General features: G+C 60.3%; 13 protein-coding genes. 6 read left to right on the forward strand and 7 right to left on the reverse strand.

Annotated elements, in window-relative coordinates; genetic code table 11:
• Nucleotides 1-90: 90 nt before the first annotated feature.
• Nucleotides 91-1,224 (forward strand): cyclopropane fatty acyl phospholipid synthase, encoded by a 1,134-nt coding sequence (gene cfa, locus ABIE28_RS18445; RefSeq protein WP_354065477.1) that lies wholly within the window; start codon nucleotides 91-93, stop codon nucleotides 1,222-1,224.
• 54 nt (nucleotides 1,225-1,278) lie between these two features.
• Here the strand turns inward: cfa and ABIE28_RS18450 are convergent, their stop codons facing one another.
• Together ABIE28_RS18450 and ABIE28_RS18455 are read right to left on the reverse strand one after the other, a co-directional pair.
• The gene (locus ABIE28_RS18450; RefSeq protein ID WP_502913441.1) at nucleotides 1,279-2,763 is read right to left on the reverse strand and encodes a YifB family Mg chelatase-like AAA ATPase; all 1,485 of its coding nucleotides are present in this window, start codon (nucleotides 2,761-2,763) and stop codon (nucleotides 1,279-1,281) included.
• An 82-nt stretch (nucleotides 2,764-2,845) separates the two neighbouring features.
• Nucleotides 2,846-3,397, reverse strand: a complete 552-nt coding sequence (locus ABIE28_RS18455) for a hypothetical protein (RefSeq protein WP_354065479.1) — start codon at nucleotides 3,395-3,397, stop codon at nucleotides 2,846-2,848.
• Between the two features lie 106 nt (nucleotides 3,398-3,503).
• Between ABIE28_RS18455 and ABIE28_RS18460 the strand changes: the two genes are divergently transcribed.
• Nucleotides 3,504-3,857, forward strand: coding sequence for a helix-turn-helix domain-containing protein (locus tag ABIE28_RS18460; RefSeq protein ID WP_354065481.1), 354 nt, complete (start codon nucleotides 3,504-3,506; stop codon nucleotides 3,855-3,857).
• Between the two features lie 3 nt (nucleotides 3,858-3,860).
• The gene (locus tag ABIE28_RS18465) at nucleotides 3,861-4,106 is read left to right on the forward strand and encodes a hypothetical protein (protein ID WP_354065483.1); all 246 of its coding nucleotides are present in this window, start codon (nucleotides 3,861-3,863) and stop codon (nucleotides 4,104-4,106) included.
• 505 nt (nucleotides 4,107-4,611) lie between these two features.
• On the opposite strand, the gene ABIE28_RS18470 is transcribed toward ABIE28_RS18465, so the two are convergent.
• Genes ABIE28_RS18470 through ABIE28_RS18490 form a run of 5 tightly spaced genes read right to left on the reverse strand, consistent with a single transcriptional unit; the run spans nucleotide 4,612 to nucleotide 8,915 of the window.
• Nucleotides 4,612-6,039: an aldehyde dehydrogenase family protein gene (locus ABIE28_RS18470; RefSeq protein ID WP_354065484.1), complete on the reverse strand. Its 1,428-nt coding sequence runs from the start codon at nucleotides 6,037-6,039 to the stop codon at nucleotides 4,612-4,614.
• A gap of 3 nt (nucleotides 6,040-6,042) precedes the next feature.
• The gene (locus ABIE28_RS18475; protein WP_354065486.1) at nucleotides 6,043-6,369 is read right to left on the reverse strand and encodes a hypothetical protein; all 327 of its coding nucleotides are present in this window, start codon (nucleotides 6,367-6,369) and stop codon (nucleotides 6,043-6,045) included.
• Entirely contained in the window at nucleotides 6,369-7,223 is an 855-nt protein-coding gene (locus ABIE28_RS18480) for a DUF6772 family protein (protein WP_354065488.1), read from the reverse strand. Before ABIE28_RS18480 ends, ABIE28_RS18475 begins: the two co-directional genes overlap by 1 nt.
• Before the next feature lie 32 nt (nucleotides 7,224-7,255).
• Nucleotides 7,256-8,086, reverse strand: a complete 831-nt coding sequence (locus ABIE28_RS18485; protein ID WP_354065490.1) for a carbohydrate ABC transporter permease — start codon at nucleotides 8,084-8,086, stop codon at nucleotides 7,256-7,258.
• On the reverse strand, nucleotides 8,076-8,915 hold the full coding sequence (locus ABIE28_RS18490; RefSeq protein ID WP_354065492.1) for a carbohydrate ABC transporter permease: 840 nt from the start codon (nucleotides 8,913-8,915) through the stop codon (nucleotides 8,076-8,078). The genes ABIE28_RS18485 and ABIE28_RS18490 overlap by 11 nt, the downstream gene beginning before the upstream one ends.
• 249 nt (nucleotides 8,916-9,164) lie before the next feature.
• On the opposite strand from ABIE28_RS18490, the gene ABIE28_RS18495 reads away from it, so the two are divergent.
• Genes ABIE28_RS18495 through ABIE28_RS18505 form a run of 3 tightly spaced genes read left to right on the forward strand, consistent with a single transcriptional unit; the run spans nucleotide 9,165 to nucleotide 12,340 of the window.
• On the forward strand, nucleotides 9,165-10,430 hold the full coding sequence (locus ABIE28_RS18495) for an ABC transporter substrate-binding protein (protein WP_354065494.1): 1,266 nt from the start codon (nucleotides 9,165-9,167) through the stop codon (nucleotides 10,428-10,430).
• A gap of 51 nt (nucleotides 10,431-10,481) precedes the next feature.
• A complete protein-coding gene (locus ABIE28_RS18500) occupies nucleotides 10,482-11,240 on the forward strand; it encodes an HpcH/HpaI aldolase family protein (RefSeq protein WP_354065496.1) in 759 nt (252 codons plus the stop codon).
• 20 nt (nucleotides 11,241-11,260) lie between these two features.
• A complete protein-coding gene (locus tag ABIE28_RS18505; RefSeq protein WP_354065498.1) occupies nucleotides 11,261-12,340 on the forward strand; it encodes an ABC transporter ATP-binding protein in 1,080 nt (359 codons plus the stop codon).
• The last annotated feature ends 25 nt before the right edge of the window (nucleotides 12,341-12,365 follow it).

Here is a 12,365-nt window from a genome sequence, read left to right on the forward strand (position 1 = left end):
AATGCTTACAGGGAGCCGGGTTAACGCCGCTTAACCGGCGCGCAAATAGCTGTTGATAGTGGCAGTGCGAAGGCGCACGATTTGGTGGTCGTGACCGGTAGCCAAGCCATGCCTGAAATCGCCAAGCGCTTTATTCTCGGACAGCTCGAAAAGACTGGAATTACGGTCAATGGCCCCAATGCGTGGGATCTGGCCGTGCACGACGAGCGGCTCTGGCAACGCGTCATGCGCGACGGCACGCTGGGCTTTGGCGAAAGCTACATGGATGGCTGGTGGGACGCCGAAGCGGTCGACGAATTGGTGTTTCGCCTCGTCAGCAGCCATATTCAGGATGCCTTCCCCAAGGATCTGGCGCTTTTGGCCAGCACCGTCAGGGCGCGGTTGTTTAACCTGCAGCGGCTGCACATCACCGAGGTGGGCGAAAAACACTACGACATCGGCAACGAACTTTATGCGGCCATGCTCGACAAGCGCATGATCTATTCGTGCGGCTATTGGAAGGACGCAACCGACCTCGACGCGGCGCAGGAGGCCAAGCTCGATCTGATCTGCCGCAAGATCGGGTTGCAGCCGGGCATGCGGATTCTCGATATCGGATCGGGCTGGGGCGGGTTCCTCAAATTTGCCGCCGAGCGCTATGGCGTGTCGGGCATTGGCGTTACCGTCAGCAAGGAGCAGGCGGCGCTGGCCAATAAGAGCACCGAAGGGTTGCCGGTCGAGACGCGGCTGATCGACTATCAGGCGCTCGACGGGCAGTTCGACCGGATCATCTCGATCGGCATGTTCGAGCACGTCGGCTACAAGAATTACCGGTCCTATTTCGAAAAAGCCGCGACACTGCTCAAGCCCGATGGGCTGTTTCTGCTGCATACCATTGGCGGCAACGTTTCGAGCACGCATGGCGATCCGTGGAGCGAAAAATACATCTTTCCCAACGGCATGCTGCCGTCCATCGCCCAGATCGGCAAGGCCATCGAGGGGCTGTTCGTGATGGAAGACTGGCACAATTTCGGGGCCGATTACGACAAGACGCTGATGGCCTGGATGGCCAATTTCGATGCGGCCTGGCCGGACTTGTCGGCGGATTACGACGAGCGGTTCAGGCGGATGTGGCGCTATTATCTGCTGAGTTTTGCTGCGCTGTTCCGCGCGCGCAATATCAGTCTCTGGCAGGTGGTGCTGTCTCCAGAGGGCGTTCCGGGCGGCTATACAAGCGTGCGCTGAGGCGGATTCACGTGAAACACTTATCCACAGGGTTATCCACTTAGCGGCTAACCGTCAGGCGCTGCCGAAGTTGAGGCGATAACTGAGGGCCTCGGCAATGTGCGGACGGCCGACTTTATCGACGCCGGCCAGATCGGCGAGCGTGCGGGCGACCTTGAGCACACGGTGATAGGCGCGGGCCGAGAGGTTGAAGCGCTCGGCCGCCTGCAAGAGCAGCGCCTGGCTTTCCCGATCCGGATTGACCACCGTCTCGATCAGCGACGAGCTGGCGGCGGCATTGGTATAGGTGTGCGGCGCGCCGTGTTCCTCGAAGCGCTGTTGCTGGCGCAGCCGGGCGCGGGCGACGCGCTCGGCGACGACCAGCGAGCTTTCGGCCGCGGCAGCGGGGGCGATCATATCGGCGGCGGTAACCGCCGGAACGTCGATGCGGATGTCGATGCGGTCTAGGAATGGACCTGAGACGCGGCCCTGATAGTCGTCGGCGCAGGACTTGCCACGGCGGCAGGTGTGACCGGGCGTTCCCGCCAAACCGCATTTGCAGGGGTTCATCGCGGCGATGAGCTGAACGCGGCTGGGATAGCTGACGCGGGCATTGGCGCGTGCGATGACGGTTTCGCCCGATTCCAGCGGCTGGCGCAGGCTATCGAGCACGCTGGGGGCAAATTCGGGCAGCTCATCAAGGAACAGCACACCATTGTGGGCAAGGCTGACTTCGCCGGGCCGTACCTTGAGTCCACCGCCGACGAGAGCGGCCATGGAGGCCGAATGATGCGGGGCGCGGAAGGGGCGTCGGTCGGAGATCGCACCACCCGCCAGTTCACCGGCAATCGACTGGATCATGGAAATATCGAGCAGCTCGCGCGGATTGAGCGGCGGCAGGATCGACGGAAGCCGCGCCGCCAGCATGGATTTTCCAGCGCCCGGCGGGCCGACCATCAACATATTATGGCCACCGGCTGCGGCCACTTCGAGCGCCCGCCGCGCTACCTGCTGGCCGCGAACTTCACTCAGATCCGGCAGTCCGGCAGCGGCGTGATGGACGCGGGCGGTTGGCCGCGCGGCCAGTTGATGCCCGGTCAGATGATTGACCAATGCCAGCAGGCTTTCGGCGGCGACGATATCGAGGTTTTCACCAGCCCAGGCGGCCTCGGCGCCCGATGGGGCCGGGCAGATCAGCCCCAGATCCTTGCCTTGCGCGGCGATGGCGGCGGGCAGGATGCCGCCAACATGGGCGAGGCGGCCATCGAGACCGAGTTCGCCCAGCGCCAGATAACCATCAAGCGCATCCTGCGGAATGGCGCCGATGGCGGCCATGACGCCCAGAGCGATGGGCAGGTCGTAATGGCTGCCCTCCTTGGGCAGATCGGCGGGGGCGAGATTGACGGTAATGCGCTTGGGCGGCAGGCCAAGCCCCGAAGCTATCAGCGCCGCACGGACGCGTTCGCCGGATTCATTGACCGCCTTGTCGGGCAATCCAACCAGAATAATAGTATATGGTATTAAATTTGCATTGGAGTTTTGCGGCGCAACGGCTGTTATGGGTTCTTGAAGGCCCCCCAGAGCGCCTACAGGAGGCGCTCAGGAAGGTTTCATTGATTAGGCTAGCCCTAACGGCGAGCAGTTACCGTAGTGGGGCGAGCCGCAGCGCGTCTCGAGGATCCATACGAATTCGGCAGGTATCGCCGCAGTCGCCGGTTAGAACCATAGTCAAGCTGTCCCGTTTCTCGTCTGCAACGGTTGTGAATACGACTACAGCAGTCGTCTCATAGCTGCCAATGCCGTCAGGCAATGACACAGACTGAACGTGGAAATTGGGGCCCAGCATTTTTTGGGTTTGGGAAGCCACAGAGCGCTTGAGAGCCTCAGACTTTTGGCTTTCAGCGTCGAGATAGCTCCAAAGCACAAAGCCCCCTACCGCGATAATGAACGCCAAAGCAGATCCCCACAGACGACGTTTTCCCTTTTGAATGTTTGTGCTGGTTGGGAGCGACTGTGCCTGCGCAACAATGGGCGTTGTTGCACGCTCTCGTGTTGCAAGAAAGGTGGCAAGCCCACACCCAGTCACCACAAAGGGCCAAAAGCTGGCAATCCCGAATGGCGCTATAGCGATGATGATAAAACCGGCAAACATCGCGACCACGATCTTGGCCGACCTAACTAGAACCGTCTTCACTCAAACCTCCGAAATGTTTCAGAGGTAGTATAACTGTATCATCAAATCACCTAAATGGTATATATAGATATTCTAAAGCTTTTGCCCGTAGGACACCAATTCGTCCATGGACAAAAGCGAATACGAGCCCGCGGCAGAGTTTAGAAAGAGGCTAAAGGCCCTTAGGGAATCCAAGCACGGATGGACACAGGCCGACCTAGCGGCCGCAGCTGACGTGTCGGTAGTGACAATCAGCAAGCTTGAGCAGGGCGTGAATCTGCCTACCTTTGCGATACTGACCGCACTCTGCGACGCGCTTGCTGTGTCCCCAAATGATCTAATCGGTTGGCCAGGCAGTAAAGGTGCTGAAACGTCGGTCGTATCCGAACGCGAGTTGCGGATGATCACTGCCGCTAGGGGTCTGACGCCTGCGCAATTTGCCGCTTTTGTTGAGTTCGCCGAGAAATTTGGAAAGCACTAAACCATGTCCGAATTATTGAAATGGCCGGGGAAATTATCGCGCCTAAAGGAGGCGGTGACCTTTACGGGACATGTTGGCGAGTGGGAAGAGCACGACAACGAAGCGCGGTTTAGGGGCAATCAAGGCGAAGTGCTGACTTACTGGCCATCAACGGGTGCGGTAAGTGTTCAGGGGAAGCGAGCGGTAGAGTTTGCGGGTGACCTCAGCCGGGAGCTGGGGCTCGTCAATAACACGTTGCTATTCGATTAGACTATGGTGGCCGCCGAACCTACACGATCGGGTCATCGGTGGGCCAATAATTTGCGGGTGGCATGAGACTGACCTCGGTAGGCAGAAACTATCATAGCAGCTTACTGTGCAATTAGCCGCGTATTTGAGGGCAATCAGGACCCTAAAAGCGGCTGAATGTCTTCATCGCACAATTTGAAGACGTAAGGAGTCAGCTACGTAATGTGGCAGGATTTTACCAATGCTGGTCTCAGACGCATCTATGTTTCGGTTATCTGAATGCTTCGCAAACAAAGGTTAGGATCGGTATTTGACCGGCAATTTTGGGGCCGACAGCGGACAGGCTGCTTTTGGTCTAGGGATACAGAGAGCAGTCGTTCGGCGAGCCCCGCATAAACGGGGTGCTCAGATTCAAATGCTTCTTCGGTCACGACGACTATATGCGGTTTCCTCCGCTTCGACTGCCTCCTGACGGCAAGCCGGCACGATCGGGTCCGGCCCTGGCCGGTACTTGCAGGAACGTGCTTCAATCCATCAACACTACTTTGGTTTCCAGGAATTCGGCCATGCCGAAACGACCGTATTCTCGGCCATTGCCGGATTTCTTGTAGCCGCCGAACGGCGCCTGCAGGTTCTGCGCGGGATAGTTGACCGAGACCATGCCGGTGCGCAACCGCCTTGCGACCGCCATGGCCGCCTCTCGATCGCGGCCTTGCACATAACCGGCCAGGCCGAATTCGGAATCATTGGCGATCTCGATAGCCTCATCCACGCTACGATAGGTCTGGACGGCCAGGACCGGGCCGAACACTTCTTCATGTCCGACGGTCATGTCATTGGTGACGCGGCCGAATGCCGTGGGGCGGACGAAATATCCGCGGTTGAACCCTTCCGGCTGCCCGGCGCCGCCGCAGATGAGGTCGGCGCCTTCTCGGATCGCAGTGGCGATAAGGGTCTGGATGCGCTGGTACTGGGCCGCGTTTGCCACCGGGCCCAGAACGGTATCGGGGTCGGAGGGCAGACCAATAGGTACTTCGGCGGCGCTGTGGCGAATGATCGCCGCGACCTCGTCATAGCGCTCCTCGGGCACCAGCATGCGCGATGGCGCATTGCAGGATTGGCCGGCATTGGTGCACATGGTCAGAAAGCCGCGCTTCACAACCGTTGAGAAATCAGCATCGGGCAGCAGGATATTGGCCGATTTGCCGCCCAGTTCCAGCGCGACGCGCTTGACGGTGGGCGCAGCATCAATGCTGACGGCAATGCCGGCCCGGGTCGAGCCGGTGAACGACATCATGTCTATGCCTGCATGGCGGGACATGACGCTGCCGACGCCGGGGCCATCGCCATGCACCAGGTTGAAGACGCCGGGAGGCACGCCGGCTTCATCGAGGATTTCGGCGAGGATGATGGCGTTGAGCGGCGCCACCTCGCTGGGCTTGAAGACGATGGTGCAGCCCGTGGCCAGGGCCGGCGCCACTTTCACCGCGATCTGGTTCAGCGGCCAGTTCCAAGGCGTGATCAATCCGGCCACGCCAATGGGTTCATAAAGCACCAGGCCATTGCCGACGCGCTCTTCGAAGGCATAGCTCTTCAGCGCCTCGATCGCGGCCAGGAAATGATCGCCGCCGCGCGGCGCCTGAAGCGCGCGCGACAGGGCGATCGGCGTTCCCATTTCGCGGGACAGGACTTCGGCGATTTCGTCCTGCCTTGTGCGATAAACCTCTACGATCTGCTCCAGCAGGGCTAGCCGCTCGGGCACGCTGGTCGCGGCATAGGCGGGGAAGGCAGCGCGGGCCGCCGCAACCGCCTTGTCCACGTCCTCGGAATTGCCGGCGGGAACACGCGAAAAGGGCTCGCCACTGGATGGATCGACGATGACGATATGCCCCTTGCCCGCCGACATCTGCCATTGGCCGTCAATATAGTGCTGATGCTCCCGCTCGGATTTCATGCTCTAGCCCTTCAGCGCAATGGTCACGAGAAAAGTCCGCTCGATGCCCTCGGGCAGGTCCACCCGCAGGCGGACAAAGTGGCCGAATTCGCGCAGGCGAATGAAGGACAAGGCGTCGCCGGGCAGCAGGTCGAGCGTGCTGCCCTCGTCGCACCAGCGGATGCCGTCGGGGGAAACCTGCACATGGGCCTTGCCCCGCTGGTCGCCGGAATCGAGGCCGCGGGCAAAGAGTTGCGCCTCCAGGGCCCAGCCGGCTTCATAGGGTTCGCTGACGTCGTCCAGCCGCCAGGCCTCTCCGCGTGTCAGGGTTGCGACGGTTGAAGTCAGCATCAGAAGTCTCCAGAAAGCAGGACGGAATCGACGAACAGGAAGGAGCGCTTATCGCTGTCGGTTTCGACGAAGAAGCCGATATTGAGCATGCAATCGAGATTGGCCCAGGGCTCCATGCGCATTACGCCCATGCCCGATACGTCGAATTCCCGATCGTTAAACTGGAAGCTGGTGAAACTCATGTCGCGCAGATCGATGCCGACCTTGAGATATTGCCAGTTCATCTTGGTCGGCAATTCGTTGTAGCAGGTGTCCTGTCGGCCATTGGGCACATCCTCCCAGCCATGGGGGTAGAGATGTTGCAGCGAACGCGTGCGGGCAGAGGACGAGACGACATTGTCGTCGGCCGTCTGCTGCTTGAACTGCCAGGTATGCTTGAGTTCGCCATCGAGGCAGTTGAGGAAGCGCAGATGCGGCAGGCCGCGATATTGCCGTGACTGCAGATCCATGAACATGCCGAACGACCGCAGGTCCTCGATAGAGAGCGTTGCTTCGGAAGGCTCTGGCTTTGCCGCGATATAGGCTTCGAGCTGGATGCGGCCCAGCTTGCGGAAGGTCATCCGCTTGAGTGCCAGGTTCATGGCGCCCTTGATCGGCCGGGTCGAGATTTTCATGGCATAGGGACCGCTCATGGCGCCATGCGAGCCGCTGTCCCAACCCACTGCCGTCGACAGCATGGGCTGGTTCATCGGCCGGAACACCGGCAGCATCTTGGTGAGGGAATCCTCATAATTGCCGATAAGGCCGATCCAGCCGTTAAGCCCTGAGCTGAAGGAGTCGTGAACCAATATGCGACCCAGGGGATCGAACTTGTCCAGTTGGGGATCGGCAAAACGGTGGGGATAAGGCTGCATCGAAAACTCCTGATTGGCCGGATGCATTGCGGTCAGCCCTTGACAGACCCGGCCATGAGACCGGCGACAAGGAACTTCTGAAAGAAGATGACCAGAGCGAGGACGGGGGTGAGCTGCAGTGTCGCGGCGGCGAAAAGCACGCCCCATTGGGTGCCAGCAACCGAGTCCATGATGTTGGACACGATCAGCGGCGCAGTGACGGCGCGCGTGCTCGAGAAGATGAAGGCGAAGAGATATTCGTTCCAGGCGTAGACGAAGACGAAGATGCCGCCGGCAATCATGCCGGCCGTCGCCAAAGGCAGCACGATGCGTAGGAAGGTCTGGGTGGTGGAGGCGCCATCAACCCGCGCGGCCTCGTCCAGCGTGGGCGGAATCTGGTCGATAAAGACCTTCATCATCACCGAGAGCATAGAGACCCAGAAAGCCGAATAGAGGACGATCAATAGGATGTGGGTGTCGCTGAGCTTAAGGGCGTCGGCGATAGGAAAGAGTGGCAACGAGACCACGATGGGTGGCACCAGGCGCACAAGAATCGCAAAGAAGGCGCTGGCAGCAAGCAGCCGGCCGCGCTGCCGGGAATAGACGTAGCCCGCCAGCGTGCTGGTGGTGACCGCAAGGGCCGTGGCACCCAGAGCCACGATCAGGCTGTTGCCCATATTGGGCAGGAATTGCGGAAAGGCGGCAAAGAGCTGGGTGTAGTTGTCGAAGGTGACATCCAGATTGAAGCGTCGTGCCGGCGAGAAAATATCGCGCTCCGGCCGGAACGAGCTGAGAACGATCAGCAGGATCGGCCCCAAGGACCAGATGCCGAGCATGACGATGGCAAGGCTTCGCAGCAGCGTGGCGCGCAGGTCAGACTTCATTGCGGAACCCCGAGCGATAGACGTGATAGACGTAGAAGGAGGCGAGCAGCAGGGCGCCAAGAACCATGAGCCAACCCGTGGCGGCGGCCATGCCGAACTCGTTGTAGCGGAACGCATTTTTGTAGAGGTAGACCGCCATGACCTCGGTGGTGCGGGCCGGTCCGCCCTGGGTAAGCAGCCAGACCTCGCTAAAAATGCGGAAGCCGAAAATGTAGCGGAAGATGATGGCGATCAGGATCGCCGGCATCAAAAGCGGTAAGATAACGAGCCGGAAGCGCTGCCAGGGGCGTGCGCCATCAACACGGGCGGCCTCGGTGAGGTCGGCGGGAATGGCGATCAGGGCGGCAAAAATGAGCAGGAAGCTGAACGGCAGGTGCAGCCAGACACCGATCATCGACACCAATACAAGGGCCTCGATGGGATTGATCGCCCAGTTAGGCACGTAGCCGATGGCGGAGAACAGGCCGGTCAGGATACCGATATCGGGCTCGAGCATGAAGCGCCAAGCGAGCACAGCCACCACTTCGCTGACCGCATATGGCGCCAGGATCATCGCCATGAGCAGGGCCCGGCCGCGCTTAATGCTCTGGAACAGCAGGGCTACGCCGATGCTGAGGATGATCTCGACATAGACGACGATATTGACCACGATCAGCGTATTGACCAGCGAGCGCCAGAAGCTGGGGTCCGACAGGATGGCCGCGTAATTGGCCCAGCCGACAAATTCGGGAGTCGCGCCGTAACTCGATTCCGTGAAGCTCAGCCACAGCACATAGACCGAAGGCAGCGCCAGCACCAGGATGAGCTGGAGCTGCATCGGTAACAGCATTAGCAGGCCCCCGAAGCGCCTGCGTTGCGCGGCTATTCCCATCGCTCTATCCGTCATTTCCCATCAACATATAATATAGGTTAGATTTTGGATAACACGCAGTGGCAGTACAAAGCGCGCCATTCCAATGAAATCGCGCCAAAGCTAGCAAAGAAATTTCCAGAGTCAACACTTGACTTATGATATAAGTTGGCATTTTCTACGGCTCGCATGACCAACACGGTCCAGCCGCAAGGGAGGATATCGCCAATGACAAGACGCAAGGCCTACGCCATCACACTGCTCGCGGCGGGCGCCGTATTCGCCAGCACGACAGCGATCCAGGCCAAGGACCTGACGCTGCTGACCCACGCCGCCATTCAGGCGTCGATCACGGGCGCCAGCGGCACCGGCGGCGATGTCCTGGCCGGCTGGCAGCAGGAAAATGACGTTAATCTCAACTGGATCACCGCCGATATCGCGCCGCTGCACGATCGCCTGATGCGGGAAACCAGCCTTTCATCCACCAGCATTGATGTTGGATTTATCCTCGATTCCTATGCCACCCAAGCGACCCTGTCCGGCTTCGAGCCGCTCGATGACTGCCTTACCGGTCTCCATATCAGCGATATTCCGCAGACCTTCCTGGACCAGGTGAGCCAGGACGGCCAGTTGAAGGCCCTGCCCATCCGCCACGCGACAACGGCTTTGCATTACAACAAGGCGCTGCTGGCCAAGCATGGCATCGATGCACTGCCCGAGACCTTTGAGGGCCTGATCGAGGTCGCCAAGACGCTCAGCGGCAAATCGGACGACGGTACGCCGATCTATGGGCTTTCGATCGACGGCACCAATGCGGGCGGCACCTATAACCTGCTGATGGCCTATGGCGCGACGCTGACCGACGTCCAGGGGGCGCCTTCGACCGATGTCGAGGCGCTGACCAATGCCTATGCAGCGCTGGCAGATCTCTATTCGGCGGGCGCCCTGCCTTCCAATTTCACCGCCATGGGTATCGACCAGATTACCCAGGGTGTGTGGCAGGGCCGCATCGCCATGGCGGTGCAGCCTTTCAACCGCTACCTCACCTATAATGACGCGTCGAAGTCGGACTATGCTGGCGAGATCGATGTCGCCGCCTTCCCGGCCGCCGAGGGGCAGCCTTCGCCCTATGTGGCGCGCACCACGATCTGGTCTGCCGTTATCCCGGCTAACAGCCAGAACAAGGAAGTGGCCTGCGATTTCGTGCGCCAGCTGGCCGATCCGGAAAATGTCGTGCTGATGACGCTCAACGGTAATGGGCCGGTGCGGACCGATGCCTATCTCGACCAGCGGGTCATCGACGCCACACCTTATGCGCAGGCCGAACAGCAGGCTGTATTGGGCGCCAAGTTCGTCATCGCCCCGTTCGACCAGATCGGACGCGCTCAGGACATGTATCTGGAAAACATGCAAGCTGCCGCGATTGGCCTCAAGACGCCGGAGCAGGCGGCGGCCGATACGCTGGCTGCCATTGCCGAGGCTGCCGGCAACTAAACATAGGCGGGCCCTGAAACGGGCCTGCTCCCATCAAGGATAGGAATTTCTATGCCAAGCCTGCGCACTATCTGGGCGAACGGGGGAACCGTTCTCAACTCCTTCATCAACCTGCCCAGCAGTTTTGCGACCGAGGTCATGGCTAGCGCGGGCTTCGACAGCCTCACGCTCGACCTGCAGCATGGCATGGTGGAGTTCGCCGACGCCATTCCCGCCTTCCAGGCCATGAATGGCTGGAACGTGACGCCGCTGGCGCGGATTCCTGCCATCGGTTCGCCCCTCACCGGGAAATTGCTTGATGCGGGCGCTGCCGGCCTTATCTGCCCGATGATCGAAACTGCTGATGATGTGCGCCGCTTCGTGGCGGACAGCCTTTATCCACCGGACGGTCATCGCAGCAATGGCGCCACGCGCGCCGTCTTGCGCCATCAGCCCGGCATGTATCAAAAGGTCGCCAATGAGCAGGCGATCCTGCTGCCGATGATCGAAACGGCTGCCGCCCTGCGCAATGTCGAGGAAATCGCCGCCGTGCCCGGCATTACTGGGCTCTATCTCGGCCCTACCGACCTAGCCTTCACGTTGGGCCTGGAGCCCAAGGGGGACAATACCACGCCCCAGCTCATGCAGGCCTATGTTGACGTCATCGCCGCCGCCAATCGCAACGGCATCATCGCTGCGCTACATTGCGGCACGCCGGAATTCGCCCGCCGCGCTGTGGAGATGGGATTCCGCATGGTGACCGTCACCGCCGATAGCAGCTTGCTGCTCAATGCGGCGCGCCATGCCGTGGCCAGCTTCCGGGCCTCGTAGTTACACAAAGGAAAGACCCAATGGCAACGCTCCAAATCCACAAGGCCGTCAAGAGCTACGGCACGCAGGAGGTTCTGAAAGGCATTTCCCTCAATGTCGCCGATGGGGAATTCGTGGTGCTGGTGGGCCCATCGGGCTGTGGCAAGTCGACGCTGCTGCGCATGATCGCCGGGTTGGAGGATATTTCGGGCGGCGAAATCTCCATAGCAGGCCGTGTCGTCAACGAGCTGGAGCCGAAGGAGCGCAAGATTGCCATGGTGTTCCAGTCCTACGCGCTCTACCCTCATATGACCGTCGCTCAGAATATGGGCTTTTCACTGAAGCTCGAAAAGGCGTCGGCCGATACGATCAGGCAGGAAGTGCAGCGCGCCGCGCAGGTTCTGCAACTGGAGACGTTGCTGGATCGCTATCCGCGCCAGCTTTCCGGTGGGCAGCGCCAGCGCGTCGCCATGGGCCGCGCCATTGTCCGCAATCCCGACATTTTCCTGTTCGATGAGCCGCTGTCCAATCTGGACGCAAAGCTGCGCGTGACCATGCGCGCCGAAGTGAAGGCGCTGCACCAACGCCTGGGCACGACAACGGTCTATGTGACTCATGACCAGATGGAGGCCATGACTATGGCCGACACGATCGTGGTCATGCGCGACGGCCTGATCGAACAGGCAGGTAAGCCGCTCGATCTCTACAATGCTCCGCAGAGTCTGTTCATTGCCGGGTTCATCGGTTCGCCCGCCATGAACCTGATCTCGGGGCAATGCCGGCATGCCGGCGGTTCACCGGGTTTCGTGGCCGCAAACGGGGCTAGTTGGCCCCTGCCTGCCGATTGCCTAGGCCAAGACGGCCAATCCGTGGTTTATGGTATCCGGCCCGAGCATCTCGATATTGCCGAAGATGGCGCTATTGCCCTCGATGTCACCGTTGTGGAGCCGACCGGGGCGGAAACACTGATCCATGGCCGCGCGGGCGCGGATGAGCTGATCGTCAATATTCGCGGACATGTCGACATCGCGTCCGGCCAGACATTGCGCCTCGCCCCGCGGGTGGACCGCATCCATGTTTTCGACCAGCAAACCGCTCGCCGTCTCCAAGCCCGCGATTGACAAGAACAGGCACGGTCAACATACC

The organism is Devosia sp. 2618, assembly GCF_040546815.1.
Lineage (GTDB): Bacteria > Pseudomonadota > Alphaproteobacteria > Rhizobiales > Devosiaceae > Devosia.

What these genes read in the sequence shown, in the direction of transcription:
- ABIE28_RS18460 (WP_354065481.1), top strand. Translation starts at nt 3,504, where the DNA reads ATGGACAAAAGCGAATACGAGCCCGCGGCAGAGTTTAGAAAGAGGCTA.
- ABIE28_RS18465 (WP_354065483.1), top strand. Translation starts at nt 3,861, where the DNA reads ATGTCCGAATTATTGAAATGGCCGGGGAAATTATCGCGCCTAAAGGAG.
- ABIE28_RS18470 (WP_354065484.1), bottom strand. Translation starts at nt 6,039, where the DNA reads ATGAAATCCGAGCGGGAGCATCAGCACTATATTGACGGCCAATGGCAG.
- ABIE28_RS18475 (WP_354065486.1), bottom strand. Translation starts at nt 6,369, where the DNA reads ATGCTGACTTCAACCGTCGCAACCCTGACACGCGGAGAGGCCTGGCGG.
- ABIE28_RS18480 (WP_354065488.1), bottom strand. Translation starts at nt 7,223, where the DNA reads ATGCAGCCTTATCCCCACCGTTTTGCCGATCCCCAACTGGACAAGTTC.
- ABIE28_RS18485 (WP_354065490.1), bottom strand. Translation starts at nt 8,086, where the DNA reads ATGAAGTCTGACCTGCGCGCCACGCTGCTGCGAAGCCTTGCCATCGTC.
- ABIE28_RS18490 (WP_354065492.1), bottom strand. Translation starts at nt 8,915, where the DNA reads ATGCTGTTACCGATGCAGCTCCAGCTCATCCTGGTGCTGGCGCTGCCT.
- ABIE28_RS18495 (WP_354065494.1), top strand. Translation starts at nt 9,165, where the DNA reads ATGACAAGACGCAAGGCCTACGCCATCACACTGCTCGCGGCGGGCGCC.
- ABIE28_RS18500 (WP_354065496.1), top strand. Translation starts at nt 10,482, where the DNA reads ATGCCAAGCCTGCGCACTATCTGGGCGAACGGGGGAACCGTTCTCAAC.
- ABIE28_RS18505 (WP_354065498.1), top strand. Translation starts at nt 11,261, where the DNA reads ATGGCAACGCTCCAAATCCACAAGGCCGTCAAGAGCTACGGCACGCAG.